22 protein-coding genes are annotated in these 22,691 nt (G+C 62.1%); 10 read left to right on the top strand and 12 right to left on the bottom strand.

Features of this window, described 5'->3' with window-relative positions; translation table 11 throughout:
• Positions 1–16: 16 nt before the first annotated feature.
• Entirely contained in the window at positions 17–1,216 is a 1,200-nt protein-coding gene (locus tag AC3RCM_RS22090; protein ID WP_010952569.1) for a CaiB/BaiF CoA transferase family protein, read from the bottom strand.
• A 130-nt stretch (positions 1,217–1,346) separates the two neighbouring features.
• On the opposite strand from AC3RCM_RS22090, the gene AC3RCM_RS22085 reads away from it, so the two are divergent.
• Positions 1,347–1,889, top strand: a complete 543-nt coding sequence (locus AC3RCM_RS22085; protein ID WP_003252169.1) for a YaeQ family protein — start codon at positions 1,347–1,349, stop codon at positions 1,887–1,889.
• An 8-nt stretch (positions 1,890–1,897) separates the two neighbouring features.
• Entirely contained in the window at positions 1,898–3,607 is a 1,710-nt protein-coding gene (gene recJ, locus AC3RCM_RS22080; RefSeq protein ID WP_020192999.1) for a single-stranded-DNA-specific exonuclease RecJ, read from the top strand.
• 99 nt (positions 3,608–3,706) lie between these two features.
• On the opposite strand, the gene AC3RCM_RS22075 is transcribed toward recJ, so the two are convergent.
• From AC3RCM_RS22075 to AC3RCM_RS22060, 4 genes are all read right to left on the bottom strand, one after another.
• A complete protein-coding gene (locus AC3RCM_RS22075) occupies positions 3,707–4,264 on the bottom strand; it encodes a hypothetical protein (RefSeq protein ID WP_064490844.1) in 558 nt (185 codons plus the stop codon).
• A gap of 29 nt (positions 4,265–4,293) precedes the next feature.
• Complete coding sequence (locus tag AC3RCM_RS22070) at positions 4,294–5,157, bottom strand: hypothetical protein (protein ID WP_492629140.1); 864 nt, start codon at positions 5,155–5,157, stop codon at positions 4,294–4,296.
• On the bottom strand, positions 5,154–5,747 hold the full coding sequence (locus AC3RCM_RS22065; protein WP_019436544.1) for a 2OG-Fe(II) oxygenase: 594 nt from the start codon (positions 5,745–5,747) through the stop codon (positions 5,154–5,156). Before AC3RCM_RS22065 ends, AC3RCM_RS22070 begins: the two co-directional genes overlap by 4 nt.
• Positions 5,748–6,173: 426 nt before the next feature.
• Positions 6,174–6,434: a DUF3077 domain-containing protein gene (locus AC3RCM_RS22060; protein WP_064490845.1), complete on the bottom strand. Its 261-nt coding sequence runs from the start codon at positions 6,432–6,434 to the stop codon at positions 6,174–6,176.
• A 447-nt stretch (positions 6,435–6,881) separates the two neighbouring features.
• On the opposite strand from AC3RCM_RS22060, the gene AC3RCM_RS22055 reads away from it, so the two are divergent.
• The gene (locus tag AC3RCM_RS22055) at positions 6,882–7,988 is read left to right on the top strand and encodes an NADH:flavin oxidoreductase/NADH oxidase (protein ID WP_492629139.1); all 1,107 of its coding nucleotides are present in this window, start codon (positions 6,882–6,884) and stop codon (positions 7,986–7,988) included.
• Between the two features lie 68 nt (positions 7,989–8,056).
• On the opposite strand, the gene AC3RCM_RS22050 is transcribed toward AC3RCM_RS22055, so the two are convergent.
• From AC3RCM_RS22050 to ydcS, 7 genes are all read right to left on the bottom strand, one after another.
• Complete coding sequence (locus tag AC3RCM_RS22050; protein ID WP_003252175.1) at positions 8,057–8,389, bottom strand: type II toxin-antitoxin system HicB family antitoxin; 333 nt, start codon at positions 8,387–8,389, stop codon at positions 8,057–8,059.
• Positions 8,386–8,640 (bottom strand): type II toxin-antitoxin system HicA family toxin, encoded by a 255-nt coding sequence (locus AC3RCM_RS22045; RefSeq protein ID WP_081273133.1) that lies wholly within the window; start codon positions 8,638–8,640, stop codon positions 8,386–8,388. Before AC3RCM_RS22045 ends, AC3RCM_RS22050 begins: the two co-directional genes overlap by 4 nt.
• 128 nt (positions 8,641–8,768) lie before the next feature.
• The gene (locus tag AC3RCM_RS22040; RefSeq protein ID WP_064490847.1) at positions 8,769–10,193 is read right to left on the bottom strand and encodes a gamma-aminobutyraldehyde dehydrogenase; all 1,425 of its coding nucleotides are present in this window, start codon (positions 10,191–10,193) and stop codon (positions 8,769–8,771) included.
• A 17-nt stretch (positions 10,194–10,210) separates the two neighbouring features.
• Entirely contained in the window at positions 10,211–11,017 is an 807-nt protein-coding gene (locus AC3RCM_RS22035) for an ABC transporter permease (RefSeq protein WP_003252179.1), read from the bottom strand.
• Positions 11,007–11,918 (bottom strand): ABC transporter permease, encoded by a 912-nt coding sequence (locus AC3RCM_RS22030; protein WP_003252181.1) that lies wholly within the window; start codon positions 11,916–11,918, stop codon positions 11,007–11,009. The genes AC3RCM_RS22035 and AC3RCM_RS22030 overlap by 11 nt, the downstream gene beginning before the upstream one ends.
• A gap of 1 nt (position 11,919) precedes the next feature.
• Entirely contained in the window at positions 11,920–12,951 is a 1,032-nt protein-coding gene (locus AC3RCM_RS22025) for an ABC transporter ATP-binding protein (RefSeq protein ID WP_064490848.1), read from the bottom strand.
• 148 nt (positions 12,952–13,099) lie between these two features.
• Positions 13,100–14,251 carry a putative ABC transporter substrate-binding protein YdcS gene (ydcS, locus tag AC3RCM_RS22020; RefSeq protein ID WP_274144948.1) on the bottom strand — a complete coding sequence of 384 codons (1,152 nt, stop codon included), beginning with the start codon at positions 14,249–14,251 and terminating at the stop codon, positions 13,100–13,102.
• 216 nt (positions 14,252–14,467) lie between these two features.
• Between ydcS and AC3RCM_RS22015 the strand changes: the two genes are divergently transcribed.
• From AC3RCM_RS22015 to wspF, 7 genes are all read left to right on the top strand, one after another.
• On the top strand, positions 14,468–15,148 hold the full coding sequence (locus AC3RCM_RS22015) for a tellurite resistance TerB family protein (RefSeq protein WP_104887123.1): 681 nt from the start codon (positions 14,468–14,470) through the stop codon (positions 15,146–15,148).
• A gap of 170 nt (positions 15,149–15,318) precedes the next feature.
• Positions 15,319–16,941, top strand: a complete 1,623-nt coding sequence (locus AC3RCM_RS22010; protein ID WP_064491444.1) for a methyl-accepting chemotaxis protein — start codon at positions 15,319–15,321, stop codon at positions 16,939–16,941.
• 5 nt (positions 16,942–16,946) lie between these two features.
• On the top strand, positions 16,947–17,453 hold the full coding sequence (locus AC3RCM_RS22005) for a chemotaxis protein CheW (protein ID WP_492629138.1): 507 nt from the start codon (positions 16,947–16,949) through the stop codon (positions 17,451–17,453).
• Entirely contained in the window at positions 17,450–18,724 is a 1,275-nt protein-coding gene (locus tag AC3RCM_RS22000; protein ID WP_104887124.1) for a CheR family methyltransferase, read from the top strand. Before AC3RCM_RS22005 ends, AC3RCM_RS22000 begins: the two co-directional genes overlap by 4 nt.
• Positions 18,721–19,386, top strand: coding sequence for a chemotaxis protein CheW (locus AC3RCM_RS21995; protein WP_064491443.1), 666 nt, complete (start codon positions 18,721–18,723; stop codon positions 19,384–19,386). Before AC3RCM_RS22000 ends, AC3RCM_RS21995 begins: the two co-directional genes overlap by 4 nt.
• Positions 19,383–21,671 (top strand): hybrid sensor histidine kinase/response regulator, encoded by a 2,289-nt coding sequence (locus AC3RCM_RS21990; RefSeq protein ID WP_104887125.1) that lies wholly within the window; start codon positions 19,383–19,385, stop codon positions 21,669–21,671. Before AC3RCM_RS21995 ends, AC3RCM_RS21990 begins: the two co-directional genes overlap by 4 nt.
• A complete protein-coding gene (wspF, locus tag AC3RCM_RS21985) occupies positions 21,668–22,681 on the top strand; it encodes a Wsp signal transduction system protein-glutamate methylesterase WspF (protein ID WP_010952586.1) in 1,014 nt (337 codons plus the stop codon). Before AC3RCM_RS21990 ends, wspF begins: the two co-directional genes overlap by 4 nt.
• Positions 22,682–22,691: the final 10 nt, after the last annotated feature.

Here is a 22,691-nt window from a genome sequence, read left to right as displayed (position 1 = left end):
CCGGTCAGCGCCAGGATCAGACCGTGCCCGCTGCGCGCAGGCTGGCGATGGCCGCTGCGTCGTAGCCCAGGCTGCCGAGCAGCGCCTCGGTATGCTCGCCCAAGGCCGGGCCGACCCATTCGCTAGAGCCGGGAGTCTCCGACAGCTTGGGCACGATGCCGGGCATGTGGAATGGCTTGCCATCCGGCAGCTTGGCCTGCAGGAACATCTCGCGTGCCAGGTACTGGGGGTCGTTGAACATGTCTTCGGCCGAATAGATACGGCTGGCCGGCACTTCGGCAGTGGTCAGCACCTGCATCAGTTGCTCCAGTGGCAGGCTGTTGGCCCAGCGGTCGATCACCCCATACAGCTCGTCACGACGCAGGTCGCGGCCGTCGTTGCTGGCCAGGGTCGGGTCGTTGGCGAGGTCATCGCGACCGATGGCCTGCATGAAGCGCTTGAAGATCGCATCACCGTTGGCGCCGATCTGTACATGCTTGCCGTCGGCGCTTGTGTGGATGGAGGAGGGCGTGATGCCTGGCATGATGTTGCCGGTGCGTTCGCGGATGAAACCGAACACATCGAATTCCGGGACCATGCTCTCCATCATGGCAAAGATCGCCTCGTACAGGGCCACGTCCACCACCTGGCCCTGGCCGCCATTGACTTCCCGGTGGCGCAGCGCCATCAGCGCGCCGATCACCCCCCACAGGGCGGCAATCGAGTCACCGATGGAAATCCCGGTGCGCACCGGCGGGCGGTCATCGAAACCGGTGATGTAGCGCAGGCCGCCCATCGACTCGCCTACGGCACCGAAGCCTGGCTGGTCTTTCATCGGCCCGGTCTGGCCAAAGCCCGACAGGCGCACCATCACCAGACGCGGGTTCAGCGCATGCAGCACATCCCACCCCAAACCGAGTTTTTCCAGCACGCCCGGGCGAAAGTTTTCGATCAGGATGTCGGCCTCGGCCAGCAGGCGCTTGAGGATATCGCGGCCCTCGGGGTGCTTGAGGTTAAGGGTGAGCGACTGCTTGTTGCGGGCCTGCACGAACCACCACAGCGAGGTGCCCTCGTACAGCTTGCGCCACTTGCGCAGCGGGTCGCCGCCATCGGGGGATTCGACCTTGACCACTTCGGCGCCGAATTCGGCACAGATACGCGAGGCGAACGGCCCTGCGATCAGGGTACCGAGTTCGACAACTTTAAGGCCGGCGAGGGGTTTGCTGGGCGTCGACATGGGGTGTCCGTGGCAGTTGGGCAGAGCCGTGGTTTTATCACACGTCGGTTTCGCCGGGTACTGCTGCGGGGCATGGAGGGTGCGGATGGGTTAGACTGTGCCACTTTCTTTTGCACGAAGCCCGTCGACCATGGCCCAGCCGTCCACCACCTACAAGTTCGAATTGAATCTCACCGACCTTGATCGCAACGTCTACGAAAGCGTCAAACAGACTATCGCTCGGCACCCTTCGGAAACCGAAGAGCGCATGGCCGTTCGTTTGTTGGCGTACGCGCTCTGGTACAACGAGAACTTGTCGTTTGGCCGCGGCCTGTCGGATGTCGATGAGCCAGCGTTGTGGGAAAAGAGCCTGGACGATCGCGTGCTGCACTGGATTGAAGTTGGCCAGCCCGATGCCGATCGCCTGACCTGGTGCTCGCGTCGTACCGAACGCACCAGCTTGCTGGCTTACGGCAGCCTGCGAGTGTGGGAGGGTAAAGTGGTGAGCGCGGTCAAGAACCTGAAAAACCTGAGCATTGCCGCTGTGCCGCAAGAGGTGCTGGAAACCCTGGCGACCGACATGCCGCGTAGCATCAAGTGGGACGTGATGATCAGTGAAGGCACGGTATTCGTGACTGACGACCGTGGCCAGCATGAAGTACAACTGCAGTGGCTGCTCGGTGAGCGTGGTTGAAGCAACCCATGCGTATCGAACCTCGCCCGCTGCCGCCGACCCTGCCATTTCTGGGTAACCTGCCACCCTTGCTGACCCGCCTTTACGCCGCGCGCGGCGTGCAGAGCGAAGCCGAGCTGGACAAAAGCCTGGCACGCCTGCTGCCGTACCAGCAGCTCAAGGGCATCGAGGCCGGTGTGGACCTGCTGGTCGAAGCCATCGACCAGCGCCAGCGCATCCTCATCGTCGGCGACTTCGATGCCGACGGTGCCACCGCCAGCACCGTCGGGGTGCTGGGCCTGCGCCTGCTGGGTGCGGCCCATGTCGATTACCTGGTACCCAACCGCTTCGAGTATGGCTACGGCCTGACCCCGGAAATCGTCGAGGTGGCGCTGCAGCGCCAGCCGCAGTTGCTGATTACCGTGGACAACGGCATTTCCAGTGTTGATGGGGTGGCAGCCGCCAAGGCCGCCGGGCTCAAGGTGCTGGTCACCGACCACCACCTGCCGGGCGAGCAGTTGCCCGATGCCGATGCCATCATCAACCCCAACCAGCCGGGCTGCAGCTTTCCGAGCAAGTCGCTGGCCGGGGTAGGGGTGATCTTCTATGTGTTGATGGCCCTGCGCGCTCGCTTGCGCAGCCTTGGGCGCTACGAGGCGCAGCCACAGCCGAACATTGGCGAACTGCTCGATCTGGTGGCGCTGGGCAGTGTTGCTGACGTGGTGCCGCTGGATGCCAACAACCGCATCCTGGTGCACCAAGGCCTCGAGCGCATCCGCGCCGGCCGAGCCCGACCGGGGCTGAAGGCCATTCTCGAAGTGGCCCGCCGTGATCACCGGCGCATCACCTCGACCGACCTCGGTTTCATCCTCGGCCCGCGGTTGAACGCCGCAGGGCGGCTGGACGACATGAGCCTGGGTATCGAATGCCTGCTGTGCGAAGACGCGGCGCTGGCCCAGGACATGGCCCAGCAACTGGACGACCTGAACCAGGACCGCAAGTCCATCGAGCAGGGCATGCAGCGCGAGGCCCTGGCCCAGCTCAAGGACCTGCCGGTCGAGTCGATGCCGTATGGGTTGTGCCTGTTCGATGCCGACTGGCACCAGGGCGTGATCGGTATTCTGGCTTCGCGCTTGAAGGAGCGTTACCACCGGCCGACCATCGCCTTCGCCGATGCTGGTGATGGCATGCTCAAAGGCTCGGCGCGTTCGGTGCCGGGCTTCCATATTCGCGATGCGCTGGATGCCGTGGCGGCGCGCCATCCGCAGTTGATCAGCAAGTTCGGCGGCCACGCCATGGCGGCAGGGTTATCGTTGCCCGAGGCCAATTTCCCGGCATTTGCCGAGGCGTTCGATGAAGAGGTGCGGCGTCAACTGCGCGAAGAAGACCTGACCGGCCGGCTGTTATCCGACGGTAGCCTGGCGGTCGAGGAATTCCACCTCGACCTGGCCAAGGCCCTGCGCCACGCCGGGCCTTGGGGCCAGCACTTCCCGGAGCCGCTGTTCCATGGCGTGTTCCAGTTGGTGGAGCAGCGTGTGGTTGGCGAACGGCACCTGAAAGTGGTGCTCAAGAGCGAATGTGGCTCGGTGCGGCTGGATGGCATTGCCTTCGGCATTGACCGCGAAGTGTGGCCAAACCCGACGGTGCGCTGGGTGGAGTTGGCGTACAAGCTGGATGTGAACGAGTTTCGCGGTAATGAGAGTGTGCAGTTGATGATTGCGCATATGGAGCCGCGCTGACTGCAAATAGGGGGCTGCTTTGCAGACTATCGCCGGCAAGCCAGCTCCCACCTCGACCGCATTGACTTCAAGTCATGCACGCTCCCACACATACAACTGTTAGTGGCGGATCTCGGATTGCCTTTTGCACTTCCGGATCTGCCAGTGCATGACGCCTGCTGCGACGAACGAAGCCAGGCTCAGCAGTGAGAAGAACACAATCCCCTCGACTGCTTCCCGGTTGTAAGTCTCTATCACATACTTCTTGATTGCTTGATCGTACAGAATTTCATCGCTGGTCGATAATTGTCTGACGATTGAGCCGGCTAAAGCATCTTCGACATCTGCAAACAGGGGCGTCGCCTTGCTAAGGTTGGCGGCGTCGAAGCGGGCTTTTTCTGCATAAACCCATGTTTTGATCAGATGGCCGCTTGGTTCGGTGTAAGTAATGCCAAAACTGTAGATCGACTTGTCATGCTCCCAAAGTTCGGGTTTTGATGTAAGAGTGGCTGGAACGCGTACCCAGGGAGCTGTTACTGGTTGTGTGCTGCTGTTCCAGTTCGTTAGGTAGATCGGAATAAAACATAAGAAAATGAAGCCGATAAGTAGCATGGATGTCATTCGCTTATGGGGTTCCAAAGCCTGCATGATTTCGATCCAGGCACGCCAAGTTAACATCAGCAAATCCCTCCTAGGAATGAAGCCTTCTAACGATATTTGTCTTGCTGTGGGGCAGAGCAACAAGCGTACTTGTCCTGGCCGCCACCTATGACGGTGGTGATTGATGGACGAGGACCTGCGGGCGGTTGTCCATTAATGCTGTCAATTCCCACGGTGATCGTAGCGCCGTCACTAGTAGATGGCGGCGGCTGAATGGGTGGGTTCACACCGCCATAAATAACTGGTTGCCCCCAGTTGTTCACTTGAAATAGCTCTAATCTTCTTGTGCCTAGCTGGATCTCCAACGTATCGGGGTGCCATGTGACTACCTGGATTAATCCGCCGAAGTGATTATTTATAGTCTCTGGATTGGTAATTGATAAGTTTGGGGCTAATATAGGCTTTGGTGCTTCGCTGGATATGTCGTGTGTTTTTAAGCTGTTCATAATTGGCGCTATGGCCGTTGCGATATTTTTAGCTAATTCTGAATTATATGTGCCTAGTAAGCTGGCGCCCAGCGCGACAGCAGTGAATACACCAGCGGTATAAGGGGCCGCCGCCAGGAGTGCAAACCCCGCCACCACACCAGCTACGTTGCCTACTAAACTGATGTAATCACCTTCTTTTGGCTCTTTTCCTTCCTTGGATTCAGCAACGATTTTCAAAAATGTCACCGTACCCGCGAGAGTATTGGTAACGATATTCAAAAACGGCACTGCTCCCGCAGTCATTTGCGTAACAGACAGCACGGAGGCAATGGCACTGGCGGTCTGCGCAGTCTGCACAACTAGCGAAAAGCCTTGACTGTCAGTGGTGAACTGGTCATGCACCGCAGCAGCCGCGCCTGCTTGGAATCCAGGTTTTCCAACCCTATCAACCATGGCCACAAATATTTCGACCCGTTTAGTCATATTTTGAAATCCTTGTTTATTGTCTTGAACGCAATAGTGAGGCGCAGACGGTCGCAGTCTATGGTTGGTGAGTTAGCTCGGTGTGGAATTTCACCGTCGAAGATTGCGATACGCCTTGGTTTGGGTAGTGCCGCAGCGATAACGTCAGTCTTGGCGTCATTGCAGAATAAAAGCTCACCTCCCCATGTCGTTGCCCAGTAGTCGTTACAGAAAAGGACTGCGGTATGCCCTGGCTCGCTTGGCAGGTTGTCTCGGTGAATTGGGCTGTCCTGCCCAGCGGTCTGGCCGTTTGCATACACGCCGATCAGTCTGGAGTTTTTCATGTGTCCAGCACATAGACGCTTCCAGATGTTGATGAGGAATCCCCAGCGCTCGTTTGCGACCAGTTCTTGCTCACAACATTCCAGTGATTCACGCTTGCTCCCTGCAATGAAAAAATGCCAGCAGGGGCGAGCGAAGGGCGTAGAATTTACTGGCCAGTCATATCGCCATAGGGGGTGTGAGAACGCGTTGTTAAGTTTGGCTTGTTCATCAAGTGTAATGGCATTGTCTAGAATGCTAATGTCACTTGGAGCGAATTGTCTTTGCATTGGCTATGTCTCAAGTTTTGTACAATGCCTTAAAGGCTGTTAGCCAGATAGTGGTGGTTGGCGCTAGGAGACATTAGTCGCTTGGTGTAGTGGGTTCGATAAGATATGGGGGTTACTGATTGAGAAGATTTTCCGAAGCTGATGTGGCTCTTGAGGCAATTGGCTGTGGGAAATCTTCCGTTGCCCCGGTGCGTCGGGGCAAGAAGGTGTACATGGGGGAGGTGACCCATTCATGTATGGAGTAATTACTGCCCTTAGCCGAGTAACAGTGGCGCCAACCTCAACGCGACATACCTAGGGGTTGTATGAAATGCCTTGAGACGAAAGTCAGGCAAGGCGAAAACAGCCGAAGAAGCGCAGTTTATGGGCCGTAAATGAGCATACCGAGGCTGTTTTCAACGCAGCATTACCGAGTATCAAGGCATTTCATACAGAGCCTAACTCGGCATCATCCATCAACGCCTTGGCCATCGCACTGCGGTAGTGGGCAGCCCAGATCATCATGGGTTTCTCATCCATCAGGCCGAGGATGGTCAGTTCGCGCACATAACCCATCAATTCGGATGCCTGGTCACGGGCGTCTCGGCACGGAATGCCTGCTTCGATGCGAAACAGTGGGTGGGTCTGGTTTTTACCTTGGAAGAAAGTGGTTTTGCCGACGGTGAATTGGGTGTCGACTGTGCTCATTGATCCTTCTCCTGAATCATTTCGAGTGACAACGAATGAAAGTTCTAATCGAAATGAGGGGGAGATCAGGGACTGTCATTTTCATATCAATAACTCGTAGGCTTACTGATTGACTGCTTCTCCGATTCCACACGAAGGGTGGCAGCTGTACGCGGTGTGGAATCCAGGCTACGAGTTAACCCGGTAGGCTTGTGACCTTCCGCGCACAACGGCCATGACGACAGTTACTCGGTAATTGATCGGGATTCCACGCCCGGACGCTGAATGCCAGCAACCAGCAAAGGCGACATACTCTCAAGACAAAAAAACCACACCCCACCCAAAATCCCATGGAACCTCCCCCCCACCCATTCTGGTCTAGTCTGAAGTTATGACCGGACCTGGGCCAGGGACGTGCACTTGAGTGTCCGGGCCGGATCACCATTGGAGTCCTTGGGAGGTGCCCTCATGAGCCTGCTGCTCGAGCCTTACACCCTGCGTCAGCTGACCTTGCCCAACCGCATCGCCGTGTCACCAATGTGCCAGTATTCCGCCGTCGATGGCTTGGCCAACGACTGGCATCTCGTCCATTTAGGCAGCCGCGCCGTCGGTGGCGCCGGCCTGGTAATCACTGAAGCCGTAGCGGTGACCGCCGATGGCCGTATCACAGCCGAAGACCTGGGCCTTTGGGACGACGCCCAGATCGCGCCGTTGCAGCGCATCACCCGCTTCATCAGTGCCCAGGGGGCCGTGCCTGGCATCCAGCTGGCTCACGCCGGGCGCAAAGCCAGTACCTACCGCCCGTGGCTTGGCAAACAAGGCAGCGTCAAACTGGAGGAGGGCGGCTGGCAGCCGGTGGGGCCGTCGAGGATCGCCTTCGATCCGCAGCACACACCTCCACGCGAGTTGAGCCAGGACGAGATCCAGGAGGTGATCGCCGCCTTCGTCGCCTCGACCGAGCGCGCCTTGAAGGCTGGATTCAAGGTGGTGGAAATCCATGCTGCCCATGGCTACCTGCTGCACCAGTTCCTGTCACCGCTGAGCAACCAGCGCCGTGATCAATATGGCAGTTGCTTCGAAAACCGTATCCGCCTGACCCTGGAGGTGGTCGAGGCCGTGCGCAAAACCTGGCCTGCCGAATTGCCGCTGTTCGTGCGGGTATCGGCTACCGATTGGGTAGAGGATGGCTGGAACCCGGATGAAACCGTCGAACTGGCACGCCGCCTGCGGAGTTTGGGCGTGGATCTGATCGATGTTTCTTCTGGTGGCACCTCGGTCAACGCCGAGATCCCCACCGGCCCCGGCTACCAGACCCGCTTTGCCGAGCGCGTGCGCAAGGAATCGGAAATCGCCACCGGCACCGTGGGCATGATCACCGAACCGGCCCAGGCCGAGCACATCCTGCGCACCGGCCAGGCCGATATCATCTTCCTCGCCCGCGAACTGTTGCGCGACCCGTACTGGCCACTGCATGCCGATGACGACCTGGGCGGCAACAAGGCCACCTGGCCTGCGCAATACCAGCGTGCGACCAGCCGCGCCAACCCGATTCACGAGTCGGATTTGCGCGACTGACCCATGCCTTGCGCGGCCCTTGCAGGAGTGGCCGTGTTTCGCGAAAGGGCCGCAAAGCGGCCCTGGGTTCAGCTATAGGCAGCCTTGCTGAGAATATCGCTTACCCATTGGTTGATGCTTTTTTCGGCCAGCTCCGCCTTGGCCGCCACACTGGCGTGAAGGGTAGGCTCAAGGCGTAGGCTGAGCTTGCCGGAATACGTTTTCTGCGGTTCCCGCCCAAGGCGTTCGCAAGTCTCAAGATAATCGTCAACGGCTTCTTCAAATGCCTGGCGCAACTCACTGATCGATTCGCCATGAAAACCTATCACGTCGCGAATACCGGCGACATGGCCGATCAACAACTGGTCTTCGTCGCTGTATTCGATACGAGCGGCGTATCCGCGGTAAGTCATTACATTCATGGTAATACTCCTGCCTGCTCAATGAACTGGCGGGCGTCTCTTGGTTGATAGGGCTTGGCGTGCCTGTCCGGATGAGGGCGGTGGAAGGTTGCCACTGCTCCATTGAGTTCAAAGCGAACCCGTGATCCTCTTCCTTCTACGACCCTGGCACCCAGCGATACCAGCAGAGACTCCACCCGCGCCCACTCCAGTGTTCTGGGAACCGGCCTTTTAAGTAATGCTTCAAGTGTGGCCTGCTGATGATTATTCATGGTATCAGATTATGATACCAGTCAAGAGAGCTCAATGAACGTGCAGTAGGAGGGAGTAGATCACGGTTGAAGGAAAATTCTGAGACGTTGGCCGAGGGGCATTCAAGCCCCTCGGTCAACGCGAGCACTTAGTGCTTGATCATCACATGCCGCACACAGGTGTAGTCCTCCAGCCCATACATCGACATGTCCTTGCCATACCCCGAATGCTTCTGCCCGCCATGGGGCATTTCGCTGACCAGCATGAAGTGGGTGTTCACCCAGGTGCAGCCGTACTGCAAGCGCGCCGCCAGGCGGTGGGCGCGGCCGGTGTCGCGGGTCCATACCGATGAGGCCAGGCCGTAGTTGGAGTCGTTGGCCCATTCCAGTGCCTGCGCTTCATCGGTGAAGCGGGTGACCGAAACCACCGGGCCAAAAACTTCGTTGCGCACGATCTCGTCGTCCTGCAGGGCGTCGGCCAGCACGGTAGGCTCGAAGAAAAAGCCATCGCCCGCTATTGGCTTGCCACCGGTTACCAGACGAATGTGCGGCTGGGCGATGGCCCGCTGAACCAACCCGGCGACCTTGTCGCGGTGCTGGGCGCTGATCAGTGGCCCCAGCTCGGTTTCTTCGGATTCCTGCAGGCCCGGCTTGAGGCTGGCTACGGCTTTACCCAGGCGTTCGACGAAGCGCTCGTAGATCCCGTCCTGCACATACAGGCGGCAGGCTGCGGTGCAGTCCTGGCCAGCGTTGTAGAAGCCGAAGGTGCGGATGCCGTCGATGGCGGCATCGATGTCAGCGTCATCGAACACCAGCACCGGCGCCTTGCCGCCCAGCTCCATGTGCATGCGTTTCACGCTGTCGGCGGTGGCGCTGATGATGTGCGCGCCGGTGGGGATCGAGCCGGTCAGCGACACCATGCGCACCTTGGGGTGGGTTATCAACGGGTTGCCGACCGTCTGGCCGCGGCCGAAGAGAATGTTCAGCACCCCGGGTGGTAGCAGGTCCTGGGCCAGTTCGCCCAGGCGCAGGGCCGTCAGCGGCGTCAGCTCGGACGGCTTTATCACCACGGTGTTGCCGGCAGCCAGGGCCGGTGCGATCTTCCAGGCCAGCATCATCAGCGGGTAGTTCCACGGCGCGATGGAAGCCACCACGCCCAACGGGTCGCGGCGGATCATCGAGGTGTGGCCCGGCAGGTACTCGCCAGCCGCCGAGCCGCCCAGGCAGCGCGCAGCACCGGCAAAGTAACGGAACACATCGGCAATCGCCGGGATCTCGTCGTTGAGTGCAGCGCTCAGGGGCTTGCCGCAGTTCTGTGATTCCAGCCGGGCCAGTTCATCGCCATGGGCTTCGATGGCATCGGCCAGCGCCAGCAAAGCCTGCGAACGTTCTTTAGGGCTGGTTTGCGACCAGCTGTCGAAGGCCTGGTCGGCAGCGCGCACGGCACTGTCCACCTGCGCCTCGGTGGCTTCGTTGATCTGCGCCAGGGCAATGCCCAGCGCCGGGTTGAGCACGGTCCAGGCCGGGCCTTGGCCAGCGACCAGCTGGCCATTGATCAGCATCTGCGTTTGCATCGGGGGCTCCTCCAGGGTCATTTGCCACCGCCCGCGACGCTGTCGCCGCCACGGGTCAGGTAATAGGCGCCAAGAATCGGCAGCATGGTCACCAGCATCACCAGCATGGCGACAACGTTGGTCACGGGCACGTCGCGCGGGCGGCTGAGCTGGTTGAGCAGCCAGATCGGCAGGGTGCGCTCGTGGCCGGCGGTGAACGTGGTGACGATGATTTCATCGAACGACAAGGCAAAGGCCAGCATGCCGCCCGCCAGCAGCGCCGAGCCGAGGTTGGGCAGGACGATGTAGCGGAAGGTCTGCCAACCGTCGGCGCCAAGGTCCATCGAGGCTTCGATCAGGCTTTGCGAGGTACGCCGCAGGCGGGCGATCACATTGTTGTAGACGATCACCACGCAGAACGTGGCGTGGCCGACTACGATGGTGAACACCCCGGGCTCTATCCCCAGCGTCTTGAACGCCGAGAGCAGGGCGATGCCGGTGATGATGCCTGGCAGGGCGATGGGCAGGATCAGCACCAGCGAAATGCTCTCCTTGCCGAAGAAGCTGCGCCGATAGAGCGCCGCCGAGGCCAGCGTACCGAGCACCAGTGCGATCAAGGTGGCCAGGCAAGCCACCTGCAGCGACAGCTTGATTGCCTCGAGCACATCGGGCCGGGCGAAGGCCACGTCGATCCACTTCAGGGTAAAGCCCTTGGGCGGAAAGCTGAACGCCGCGTCTTCGGTGTTGAAGGCGTACAGGAAGATGATCAGGATCGGGAAGTGCAGGAACAGCAACCCGCCCCAGGCCGCCAGGCGCAGCCCTGCAGACGCTTTTTCAGAGTGCATCGAAAGCCCCCAGGCGTTTGACGATGGCCAGGTATACCGCGATCAGCACGATGGGCACCAAGGTGAACGCGGCGGCCATCGGCATGTTGCCGATCGCCCCTTGCTGGGCATAGACCATGCTGCCAATGAAGTAGCCGGGCGGGCCGACCAGCTGCGGCACGATGAAGTCGCCCAGGGTGAGCGAGAAGGTGAAGATCGAGCCGGCGGCGATGCCGGGGATCGACAGCGGCAGGATCACCTGCACGAAGGTTTGCCCTGGCCGGGCGCCCAGGTCCGCCGACGCCTGCAGCAGCGACGGTGGCAAGCGCTCCAGCGAGGCCTGGATCGGCAGGATCATGAACGGCAGCCAGATATACACGAACACCAGGAAGCGCCCCAGGTGCGAAGTCGACAGCGTGCTGCCGCCCACGCCCGGCACGGCCAGCACCGCCTGCAGCAGGCCATCCAGGTGCAACTGCTGGACGAACCACTGGGCCACGCCGCCCTTGGCCAGCAGCAGGGTCCAGGCATAGGTCTTGACGATGTAGCTGGCCCACATCGGCATCATCACCGCGATGTAGAAAAACGCCTTGGTCTTGCCGCTGGTGTAGCGCGCCATGTAATAGGCGATGGGGAAGGCCAGTACCGCGCTGGCCAGCGACACTGCCACCGCCATGCCCAGGGTGCGCAGGATGATGTCGAAGTTCGACGGGTTGAACAGCGCGGCGAAGTTGCCCAGGGTCAGGTCCGGGGTCACCGCCATGGTGAAGTCGTCGAAGGTATAGAAGCCCTGCCACAGCAGGTTCAGCAGCGAGCCCAGGTAAATCGCGCCGAACCAGGTCAGTGGCGGGATCAACAGCAGTGCCAGGTACAGGTTGGGGCGCCGGTACAGCAGGTTGGACAGGGCGCGCAGTGTGCTCATGTCAGCGGCCCTCGGTTTCCTGCAGCACCGTCATGGCCTCGCGGGGCCAGTGCGCCTGCAGGCGTTGCCCGGGCTGCCAGGCCTGCACCTGCTTCTGCCAGCGGTCATTGGCCTGGCTTACTGCCAGCAGTTGACCGTTGTCCAGCTGCAGTTCGTAGCGGGTGGCGCTGCCTTGGTACTGGACATCGTGCAGCACGCCGCTGACCTGTACCTCATGGCTGGTCACTACCGGGTCGCCCAGGCGAATGTGCTCGGGACGGATGGAGAAGGGCGCCGGGCTGCCGTTGAGCTGCATGGCCAGCTCGCCCCGCACCACGTTGGACGTGCCGACGAATTCAGCGACGAAGGTTGTGCTGGGCTTCATGTACAGGTTGCGCGGGGTGTCGACCTGTTCGATACGGCCGCGGTTGAACACCGCGACCCGGTCAGACATCGACAGTGCTTCGGTCTGGTCGTGGGTGACGAAGATGAAGGTGATGCCCAGTTGGCGTTGCAGCTTTTTCAGCTCGCCTTGCATCTGTTCGCGCAATTTCAGGTCCAGCGCGCCCAGTGGCTCATCCAGCAGCAGCACCCGCGGCCGGTTGACCAACGCCCGGGCCAGGGCCACGCGCTGACGCTGGCCGCCAGACAGCTGTGCCGGCTTGCGCGCGCCATAGCCGGCCAGGGCTACCATGGCCAGGGCTTCTTCGGCGCGGCTGTGGCGTTCGGCCTTGCCCACGCCTTTTACTTTCAGGCCATAGGCGATGTTGTCCAGCACGTTCATGTGCGGGAACAGCGCATAGTCCTGGAACACGGTGTTGACGTCACGTTGGTAGGGCGGCAGGCCAGCGGCCTCGACCCCTTGGATGCGGATCGAACCGCTGGAGGGTTGCTCGAAGCCTGCGATCAGGCGCAGGCAGGTGGTCTTGCCCGAGCCGGAAGGGCCGAGCATGGAAAAGAACTCGCCATCGATGATGTCGATGCTGACCTGGTCGACGGCCTTGACCTCGCCGAAGGTGCGGGAAACCTGGGTGAACTGGACGGCTAGGGGCATGCGTGGACTCCGGACAACAAGGGTTCTCCTGTGCCGGCCTCTTCGCGGGTGAACCCGCTCCTACAGGGCGCGCCACCCTTGCAGGCGGTGAAGAACCTGGGGGAGCGGGCTTGCCCGGGAAAAGGCCGGTACAGGCATTCAGGCAACCTCAGCGACCACCCATGATCGCAATGTAGTCCTGGGTCCAGCGGCTGTAAGGCACGAACTTGCCCCCTTGGGCCTGCGGTGTTTTCCAGAAGGCAATCTTGTCGAAGTTGTCGAAGCCGTTGGTCTTGCAGCCCTCGGCCCCCAGCAGCTCGCTGCCGGTGCACGCCGCCGGCACAGCCGGCAACGAGCCGAACCAGGCCGCCACATCGCCTTGCACCTTAGGTTGCAACGACCAGTCCATCCACTTGTAGGCGCAATTGGGGTGCTTGGCCTCGGCGTGCAGCATGGTGGTGTCGGCCCAGCCGGTCGCGCCCTCCTTGGGGATGGTCGAGGCCACTGGCTGGTTCTCGGCCTTGAGGCCATTGACCATGTAGCCCCAGGAGCTGGAGGCAACCACGCCTTCGTTTTTCACGTCGCTCATCTGGACCGTGGCGTCATGCCAATAGCGGTGGATCAGCGGTTGCTGCTGGCGCAGCAGTTCCAGCACAGCCTTGTATTGTGCCTCGTTCAGTTCGTACGGGTCCTTGATGCCCAGTTCGGGCCTGGCCGACTTCAGGTACAGCGCTGCATCGGCGATGTAGATCGGCCCGTCATAGGCTTGCACGCGGCCCTTGTTCGGCTTGCCGTCGGGCAGGTTCTGCGGCTCGAACACCACGCTCCAGCTGGTGGGCGCCTGCTTGAAGGTGTCGGTGTTGTACAGCAGCACGTTTGGCCCCCACTGGTACGGCGTGCCGTACACCTGCTTGTCGACCACATACCAGCTACCGTTCTGCAGGCGCGGGTCGATGCTCTTCCAGTTGGGGATCAAGGCGGTGTTGATCGGCTGTACGCGCTTGCCTGCAATCAGCCGCAGCGATGCATCGCCCGAGGCGGTGACCAGGTCATAGCCGCCCTTGGTCATCAGACTGACCATCTCGTCCGAGGTGGCGGCCGTTTTCACGCTGACCTTGCAGCCGGTTTCCTTTTCGAAACCGGTCACCCAGTCGTAGGCCTTGTCGCTTTCACCGCGTTCGATGTAGCCGGGCCAGGCGACGATGTCCAGGCGCCCCTCGCCGGCCCCCAGGGCCTTGGGCGCTTCGGCGGCCTGCAGGCTGGCGCCGGCCAGCATGGCGCAGGTGGTGGCGCCGAGCAATGCGGTCTTGTGCACTGACATGGTGTTCCCTCTTCTTGGCGATCTTGTTCGGGCAGTCATGAGGCAAGCAGTGAAACAATCGTTATAAGCGTAGTGCGTGAGTGCGAGGTATTGGCGATATCGAGTCTAGTTGGCTTTTTGCCCGCTAACGCAACATCCTGAAGCAAATCCCTGCATGGCGTGTGCTCCGTCAAGCCTTACTCTGGCGTTTGAATCTTCTTACGTGGAGACACGCGAATGAACACCCGTGGCTTGCTCGATCAACTCCTCAAATCCGGCCAGCAACTGCTCGAAAAGCAGGGGGGCGCCACCAAGCCTGGCAGCCCTTCGGGCGGGTTGGGCGGGTTGTTGTCCGGGGCAGGGGGCGGCCTGCTGGGTGGGGGCGCTCTGGGCCTGTTGCTGGGTAGCAAGAAGGCCCGCAAATACGGTGGCAAGGCTCTGACATACGGCGGCCTCGCCGCGCTGGGGGTACTGGCCTATAAAGCTTACGGCAACTGGCAGGCAAACCAGCGGGGGGCCGTAGCCGAGCCTCAAACCATCGACCGCCTGCCGCCGGCCCAGGCCGAGCAGCACAGCCAGGCGGTACTGCGCGCCCTGGTGGCGGCGGCCAAGTCCGATGGGCATATCGACGAGCGCGAGCGGGCGCTGATCGAGGGCGAATTCACGCGCCTGGACAGCGATCGCGAATTGCAGCACTGGCTGCATGCCGAGCTGAACAAGCCGCTGGACCCGGCCGAAGTGGCCCGCGCTGCGCAAACGCCGGAGATGGCTGCCGAGATGTACCTGGCCAGCGTGATGATGGTCGATCAGGAAAACTTCATGGAGCGTGCCTACCTGGACGAGCTGGCCCGCCAGCTGCGGCTGGACCCGGGCTTGCGCCAGGAACTGGAAAGCCAGGTGCGGTTGGCTGCAGCGTAGTGGCGGTGCTTGCCACGGCCTATTGAGCGCCTGTGAGACCGAGCGCGGCCCGCGCGGCGCTCGGTCTCACAGGCGCAAAATTCCTGACGACAATCACATCAATACCGTAAGACCTCTGGGCTATACTTCGGCGATTTTTCCCGCTCGTTGTGAATTCCTGAGGGCTGAATGTGAAGAACTGGACCTTGCGCCAACGGATCCTGGCAAGTTTCGCCGTGATCATCGCCATCATGCTGCTGATGATCGTGGCCGCCTACTCGCGGTTGGTGACTATCGAAACCGCCGAAGAGGCAGTGGGGACCGACAGCATTCCCGGCGTCTACTACAGCTCGATGATCCGCAGCGCCTGGGTCGACAGCTACGTCACCAGCCAGCAACTGGTGGGCCTGTCCAACCATCGTGAAATCACATCGGCCGACCTGGAACTGTTCAGAAGCTTCGATAACCGGCTGAAGCAATACATGGCCAGCTACCAGGCCACCATCCAGGACAAAGACGACCAAACCCGATTTGACAGCTTCGTGCAACTGGAAGAAAGCTACCTCAAGATCGTCAACCAGGTGCTGGATGCCTACGGTCAGCGCAACTACGACGAGGCCCAACGGCTGATCAACGAAGTCCTCACCCCGGCCTGGAAGGATGGGCGCGAGCACCTGAATGAAGTGATCGAGAATAATCGTGCCTCTGCCAATGCCGCCACCGACGATATCGTCAACGCGGTCAACACGGCCAAGGGCAGCATGGTGGTCTCACTGTTGCTGGCAATCGTTGCTGCCGGCATCTGCGGCCTGCTGCTGCTGCGTGCTATCACAGCGCCCATGCAGCGTATCGTGCATGCCCTCGACAAGCTGCGTTCCGGTGACCTGAGCATGCGCCTGAGCCTGGATCGCAAGGACGAATTCGGTGCCATCGAAAGCGGCTTCAACGAAATGGCCGAGGCACTGGCCAACCTGGTGGCCCAGGCCCAACGCTCGTCGGTGCAGGTGACCACTTCGGTCACCGAAATTGCCGCCACCTCCAAGCAGCAGCAGGCCACCGCCACCGAGACGGCCGCCACTACCACTGAAATCGGCGCCACCTCGCGGGAAATCGCCGCGACTTCGCGGGACCTGGTGCGCACCATGACCGAAGTGACGACGGCTGCTGATCAGGCATCCAGTCTGGCAGGCTCCGGGCAGCAGGGCCTGGCACGCATGGAAGAGACCATGCACCAGGTGATGGGCGCTGCCGACCTGGTCAATGCCAAGCTCGGTATCCTCAACGAGAAAGCCAGCAACATCACCCAGATGGTGGTAACCATCGTCAAGGTTGCCGACCAGACCAATCTGCTGTCGCTCAACGCCGCCATCGAAGCGGAAAAGGCCGGTGAATATGGCCGCGGCTTTGCCGTGGTCGCTACCGAAGTGCGCCGCCTGGCCGACCAGACCGCCGTGGCCACCTACGACATCGAGCAAATGGTGCGCGAGATCCAGTCGGCAGTGTCGGCCGGTGTCATGGGGATGGACAAGTTCTCCGAAGAAGTGCGCCGCGGCATGTTCGAGGTGCAGCAGGTGGGCGAGCAACTGAGCCAGATCATTCACCAGGTGCAGGCCTTGGCGCCGCGCGTATTGATGGTCAACGAAGGTATGCAGGCCCAGGCCACCGGTGCCGAGCAGATCAACCAGGCGCTGGCCCAGCTCAGCGATGCCAGCACCCAGACTGTCGAGTCGCTGCGCCAGGCCAGCTATGCCATCGACGAGCTGAGCCAGGTGGCCGCGGGCCTGCGTGGCGGCGTGTCGCGCTTCAAAGTCTGACCGCGATGAACGACTTGCAACTGCGCACCGCGCGGGCGGCGAACACCGAGGGGGCGTTGTACCTGCAGTTTCGCATCAGAGCGCAGCGTTTTGCCCTGAGCGTGCACGAGGTGATCGAAGTGCTGCCGCGTCAGCCGCTCAAGCCGATCGCCCAGGCACCTGCCTGGGTCGCGGGCATCCTCGCCCATCGTGGCCAGCTGGTACCGGTAATCGACCTTGCCGCCCTGAGCTTTGGCCAGCCGGCGGTGCAACGCACCAGCACCCGTCTGGTGCTGGTGCACTACCGAGGCGGCCTGCAGCTTGGCCTGATCCTGGAGCAGGCCACCGAAACCCTGCGTTGCCAACCGGACGAGTTCCAGTCCTATGGGGTGGACACCGGTGAGGCGCCTTATCTGGGCCCGGTGCGCCAGGATGCCCAAGGCCTGCTGCAGCGCATCGAAGTCAATGACCTGCTGCCCGACACCGTGCACGCATTGCTGTACACGCAAGACCCGACAGGGATGCCTACATGAACGAACAGCGTTTCTTCCGCTTCTTGCGCGAGCGTATTGGCCTGGACGTGGAGTCGGTGGGCGCGCCCATGGTCGAACGCGCGCTGCGCCAACGTTGCGTGGCTGCGGGCGCGATGGACCTGGACGATTACTGGCTGCGCCTGCAGCAGTCGGCAGATGAGCAACAGGCGCTGATCGAAGCGGTGATCGTCCCGGAAACCTGGTTTTTCCGTTACCCCGAATCCTTCACTGCGCTGGCCAGCCTGGCCCATAAACGGCTGGCTCAACTGGCTGGCGCGCGCCCGCTGCGATTGCTCAGCCTGCCGTGCTCTACCGGCGAGGAGCCCTATTCGCTGGCCATGGCCTTGTTTGACGCCGGCATGGCGCCTGGGGCATTCCTTGTCGATGGAATGGACATCAGCCCAAGTTCAGTAGCCAAGGCCGGGCAGGCGGTATATGGGCGCAATGCGTTCCGGGGTAGCGAACTGGGCTTTCGCGAGCGCTACTTCGATGCTCTGGACGAAGGCCACCGCCTGCATGAGCGGGTACGCCAGCAAGTCAGCCTGCGGGTGGGCAATGTGCTTGACCCGGCGCTGGCCAGCCGCGACGGCCTGTATGACTTCGTGTTCTGTCGCAACCTGTTGATCTATTTCGACGTACCGACCCAACAGCGTGTATTCGAAGTGCTCAAGCGCTTGCTGCATCCGCAGGGTGTGCTGTTTATCGGCCCGGCCGAAGGCAGCTTGCTGGCACGCATGGGCATGCGTCCATTGGGGATCGCCCAGTCGTTTGCCTATGTGCGTCATGAAGGCGACAGCGCCTCCTTGGCGGCGGCACCCGCCCAACCTGCCAAGCGGGCGTTCACGACGTTGCCCGCACCGGTTTATCCGCAGCCCAGTGTGCCGTTGCCTCGTTCGCTGCGTGTGCTGCCGGTGGCGGCCAGGCCAGCGCCAGCCCGCGAGCACAGCCACGAGGGGGCCAGCGAGTTGCTGGCCGGCATTGCCCGGCTGGCCAATGCCGGCGCCAGCGAGCAGGCCCGTAGCGAATGCCAGCGCTACCTGAGCCAGTACCCGCCGTCGGCACAGGTGTACTACTGGCTGGGTTTGCTCAGTGATACCGAAGGCGATGCGCAGCAGGCGCTGAGCCACTATCGCAAGGCCCTGTATCTGGAACCACAGCACCCCGAGGCGCTGGTGCACCTGGCCGCCTTGCTGGCGGCCCAGGGTGACCTGGCCGGCGCTCGGCGCCTTCAGGAGCGCGCGGCGCGGGCTGGCCGGGAGTCTGAACGATGAACAGTGAATCCGCGATGCAATTGCTCGCCGAGGATGACGCGCACATCGACGACTGCTGGAACCGCATTGGCGTGCGCGGCGACAAGCAGTGCCCACTGCTGGAGCGGCATGTTCATTGCCGTAATTGCGAGGTGTATGCCGCTGCGGCCACGCGTTTGCTCGACCGCTATGCGCTGGTGCAGGAGCACCAGGCTGCAGCGGTGCAGCCGGACGCGGAAAACACCGGTCGCTCGATGCTGCTGTTCCGTCTGGGCGAAGAGTGGCTGGCGCTGGCTACCGCCTGCCTGGCCGAAATCGCCCCGTTGCAGGCGGTGCATTCATTGCCGCACCAGCGCTCGCGGCTGCTGCACGGGGTTGCCAATGTACGCGGTGCGTTGGTGCCGTGCCTGTCACTGGCTGATTTGCTGGGCGTGCAGGCAAGCTCCACCGAGCAACGCAGCGCACGGGCGATGCCACGTATGCTGATTCTGGCCGCCGAAGGCGGGCCGGTGGTGATGGCTGTCGAGGAAATCGACGGTATTCACCGGCTCGACCCGCAGTTGCTGGGCAGTGGCCGGGACGCCACACGCTTCACCGCCGCAGTCCTGCAGTGGCGCGGCCGCAGCGTGCGGGTTCTGGACGATCAACACTTACTGTCTGCCGTGCAGCGGAGCCTGTCATGACCCCAGAGCAAATGCGCGACGCATCGTTGCTCGAACTGTTCAGCCTGGAGGCCGAGGCGCAGACCCAAGTGCTCAATGCCGGCCTGATGGCACTGGAGCGCAACCCTACCCAGGCCGACCAGCTCGAGGCCTGCATGCGCGCTGCCCACTCGCTCAAGGGGGCTGCGCGCATTGTCGGGGTGGATGCTGGCGTCAGTGTCGCCCACGTGATGGAAGACTGCCTGGTGGCGGCCCAGGAAGGCCGACTGCGGCTGACCGCCGAGCATATTGACGCGCTGTTGCAAGGTACCGACCTGCTGATGCGTATTGCCACACCCGGCGATGCCGGGGCGCAGGCGACCTTGCCGGTGTTTCTTGCGCAAATGGCCAGCCTGCTCGACCCGGGCGCCTCTGCCAGGCCTGTCGTGCCACCGGCGGCATCCGTGCCGCCGCTGGCAACCCTGCCGCCTGCCCCCATGGTAATGCCAGCCGAACCACCGGAACCAGAGCCCGAACCCGCCCTGCGGCGCAAGGCTGGCAAGCGCGCTGGCGAAGGTACCGAGCGGGTACTGCGTGTCACCGCCGACCGCCTCAATAGCCTGCTTGACCTGTCCAGCAAGTCGCTGGTGGAAACCCAGCGGCTCAAGCCATATCTGGCTACCCTGCAGCGCCTCAAGCGCATGCACGGCCAGGGTATGCAGGCGCTTGACGGCTTGCGCATGCAGCTGGAAGACACGGGGCAGGGCAACGAGGTGCTCGAAGCCTTGGCACAGACCCAGCGCCTGCTGGCAGAGACCCAGCAGATTCTGCAGCAGCAGGCGGCCGACCTGGATGAGTTCGGCTGGCAGGCCAGCCAGCGTGCGCAGTTGTTGTATGACACTGCCCTGGCCTGCCGGATGCGGCCGTTTGCCGACGTGCTGACCGGGCAAAGCCGCATGGTCCGCGACCTGGGCCGTTCGCTGGGCAAACCGGTGCGGCTGGTGGTGGAAGGGGAGAAGACCCAGGTCGACCGCGATGTGCTGGAAAAGCTCGAAGCACCGCTGACCCACCTGTTGCGCAATGCCGTCGACCACGGCATCGAATTGCCCGAGCGGCGCCTGCTGGCGGGCAAGCCGGACGAGGGTGTGATCCGCCTGCGGGCTTCGCACCAGGCGGGCATGCTCAGCCTGGAGCTGATCGACGATGGCGCCGGTATCGACCTGGAGCGCCTGCGCAGCAGCATCGTCGAGCGCGCCCTGTCGCCCGCTGACACGGTGGCGCGGATGAGTGAGGCGGAGCTGCTGACGTTCCTGTTCCTGCCCGGTTTCAGCCTGCGTGACAAGGTTACCGAAGTGTCCGGGCGCGGCGTGGGGCTGGATGCGGTGCAGCACTTGATCCGCGAGCTGCGCGGCTCGATCGAGTTGACCCAGGTGGCAGGGCAGGGCTGTCGCTTCCATCTTCAGGTGCCGCTGACCCTGTCGGTCGTTCGCAGCCTGGTGGTCGAGGTGGGCGGTGAGGCTTACGCCTTCCCGCTGGCCCATATCGAACGCACGCTGGAAGTGACCGCCGAACAGATCGTGCAGATCGAGGGGCGCCAGCATTTCTGGCACGAAGGCCGGCATATTGGCCTGGTGGCGGCCAGCCAATTGCTCAATCGCCCGGCTGGGCAAAGCGATGAAGCCAGCCTGCGGGTAGTGGTGATTCGTGAGCGCGAGCAGCTGTATGGCGTGGCCGTGGAGCGGCTGGTGGGGGAGCGGGTGCTGGTCGTGATGCCACTCGACCCACGCCTGGGGAAGGTGCAGGACATTTCCTCCGGCGCCTTGCTCGATGATGGCTCGGTGGTCCTGATCGTCGATGTCGAAGACTTGCTACGCTCGTTGGAAAAACTGCTCAGCACGGGCAGCCTGGAGCGCATCGAGCGCGGCAGCAGCGGAGCCCGTGGCGTAGTCCGCAAACGCATCCTGGTGGTCGACGACTCGCTGACCGTACGCGAGCTGCAGCGCAAGCTGCTGGGCAACCGTGGCTACGACGTGGCGGTGGCGGTGGACGGCATGGACGGCTGGAACGCCCTGCGCAGTGAGGACTTCGACCTGTTGATCACCGACATCGACATGCCGCGCATGGACGGTATCGAGCTGGTTACCCTGGTGCGTCGCGACCAGCGCCTGCAGTCATTGCCGGTGATGGTGGTGTCCTATAAAGACCGTGAGGAAGACCGACGGCGTGGCCTGGACGCTGGCGCCGACTACTATTTGGCAAAGGCCAGTTTCCACGACGATGCGTTGCTGGATGCTGTTGTGGAACTGATCGGAGGTGCTCAGGGATGAAGATCGCCATCGTCAATGACATGCCCCTGGCCGTCGAAGCGTTGCGCCGGGCGGTCGCCCTGGAGCCCGCACACCAGGTCGTGTGGGTGGCCAGTAACGGTGCCGAGGCGGTGCAGCGTTGCACCGAGCAGTTACCGGACCTGATCCTCATGGACCTGATCATGCCGGTGATGGACGGTGTCGAGGCAACCCGGCGGATCATGGCCGAAACCCCGTGCGCCATTGTCATCGTCACGGTCGACCGTAAGCAGAACGTACACCGGGTATTCGAGGCCATGGGCCATGGCGCCCTCGATGTGGTCGACACCCCGGCGTTGGGCGCTGGCGATGCCCGCGAAGCGGCGGCGCCCTTGCTGCGCAAGATCCTCAATATCGGCTGGCTGGTCGGCCAGCAGCGGGCACCTGCCGCAAGGTCGGTCGCTGCGCCGCTGCGCGAGGCTTCCCAGCGCCGCGGGTTGGTGGCAATCGGGTCTTCGGCAGGTGGCCCTGCAGCACTCGAAGTATTGCTCAAGGGCTTGCCGGCAGCGTTTCCGGCGGCCATCGTGCTGGTCCAGCATGTGGACCAGGTGTTTGCCGCAGGCATGGCCGAATGGCTCAGCAGCGCAGCAGGCCTGCCGGTGCGCCTGGCCCGTGAAGGCGAACCGCCGCAGCCAGGGCAGGTACTCCTGGCCGGTACCAACCACCACATTCGCCTGCTACAGAATGGCCAACTGGCCTACACTGCGGAACCTGTGAATGAAATCTACCGGCCCTCGATCGATGTGTTCTTCGAGAGCGTGGCACGTTACTGGAATGGTGATGCAGTGGGCGTGCTGCTCACCGGCATGGGCCGCGACGGTGCCCAGGGCCTGAAGCTGATGCGTCAGCAGGGCTTTCTGACCATTGCCCAGGACCAGGCCAGCAGCGCGGTGTACGGCATGCCCAAGGCTGCTGCGGCTATTGATGCCGCCGTGGAAATCCGCCCGCTGGAACGCATTGCCGGGCGCTTGACTGAATTTTTCGCAAAATGACGAAATGTAT

It is taken from the genome of Pseudomonas sp. GW823-FHT05G12 (genome assembly GCF_058795575.1).
The sequence above is the reverse complement of the archived record's forward strand: the minus strand, read 5'-3'. Positions and strand labels throughout refer to the sequence as shown.

Excerpts from the sequence above, each read along its gene's own strand:
- AC3RCM_RS22090 (WP_010952569.1), bottom strand. The coding sequence starts at position 1,216 with ATGTCGACGCCCAGCAAACCCCTCGCCGGCCTTAAAGTTGTCGAACTC.
- AC3RCM_RS22085 (WP_003252169.1), top strand. The coding sequence starts at position 1,347 with ATGGCCCAGCCGTCCACCACCTACAAGTTCGAATTGAATCTCACCGAC.
- recJ (WP_020192999.1), top strand. The coding sequence starts at position 1,898 with ATGCGTATCGAACCTCGCCCGCTGCCGCCGACCCTGCCATTTCTGGGT.
- AC3RCM_RS22075 (WP_064490844.1), bottom strand. The coding sequence starts at position 4,264 with ATGTTAACTTGGCGTGCCTGGATCGAAATCATGCAGGCTTTGGAACCC.
- AC3RCM_RS22070 (WP_492629140.1), bottom strand. The coding sequence starts at position 5,157 with ATGACTAAACGGGTCGAAATATTTGTGGCCATGGTTGATAGGGTTGGA.
- AC3RCM_RS22065 (WP_019436544.1), bottom strand. The coding sequence starts at position 5,747 with ATGCAAAGACAATTCGCTCCAAGTGACATTAGCATTCTAGACAATGCC.
- AC3RCM_RS22060 (WP_064490845.1), bottom strand. The coding sequence starts at position 6,434 with ATGAGCACAGTCGACACCCAATTCACCGTCGGCAAAACCACTTTCTTC.
- AC3RCM_RS22055 (WP_492629139.1), top strand. The coding sequence starts at position 6,882 with ATGAGCCTGCTGCTCGAGCCTTACACCCTGCGTCAGCTGACCTTGCCC.
- AC3RCM_RS22050 (WP_003252175.1), bottom strand. The coding sequence starts at position 8,389 with ATGAATGTAATGACTTACCGCGGATACGCCGCTCGTATCGAATACAGC.
- AC3RCM_RS22045 (WP_081273133.1), bottom strand. The coding sequence starts at position 8,640 with ATGAATAATCATCAGCAGGCCACACTTGAAGCATTACTTAAAAGGCCG.
- AC3RCM_RS22040 (WP_064490847.1), bottom strand. The coding sequence starts at position 10,193 with ATGCAAACGCAGATGCTGATCAATGGCCAGCTGGTCGCTGGCCAAGGC.
- AC3RCM_RS22035 (WP_003252179.1), bottom strand. The coding sequence starts at position 11,017 with ATGCACTCTGAAAAAGCGTCTGCAGGGCTGCGCCTGGCGGCCTGGGGC.
- AC3RCM_RS22030 (WP_003252181.1), bottom strand. The coding sequence starts at position 11,918 with ATGAGCACACTGCGCGCCCTGTCCAACCTGCTGTACCGGCGCCCCAAC.
- AC3RCM_RS22025 (WP_064490848.1), bottom strand. The coding sequence starts at position 12,951 with ATGCCCCTAGCCGTCCAGTTCACCCAGGTTTCCCGCACCTTCGGCGAG.
- ydcS (WP_274144948.1), bottom strand. The coding sequence starts at position 14,251 with ATGTCAGTGCACAAGACCGCATTGCTCGGCGCCACCACCTGCGCCATG.
- AC3RCM_RS22015 (WP_104887123.1), top strand. The coding sequence starts at position 14,468 with ATGAACACCCGTGGCTTGCTCGATCAACTCCTCAAATCCGGCCAGCAA.
- AC3RCM_RS22005 (WP_492629138.1), top strand. The coding sequence starts at position 16,947 with ATGAACGACTTGCAACTGCGCACCGCGCGGGCGGCGAACACCGAGGGG.
- AC3RCM_RS22000 (WP_104887124.1), top strand. The coding sequence starts at position 17,450 with ATGAACGAACAGCGTTTCTTCCGCTTCTTGCGCGAGCGTATTGGCCTG.
- AC3RCM_RS21995 (WP_064491443.1), top strand. The coding sequence starts at position 18,721 with ATGAACAGTGAATCCGCGATGCAATTGCTCGCCGAGGATGACGCGCAC.
- AC3RCM_RS21990 (WP_104887125.1), top strand. The coding sequence starts at position 19,383 with ATGACCCCAGAGCAAATGCGCGACGCATCGTTGCTCGAACTGTTCAGC.
- wspF (WP_010952586.1), top strand. The coding sequence starts at position 21,668 with ATGAAGATCGCCATCGTCAATGACATGCCCCTGGCCGTCGAAGCGTTG.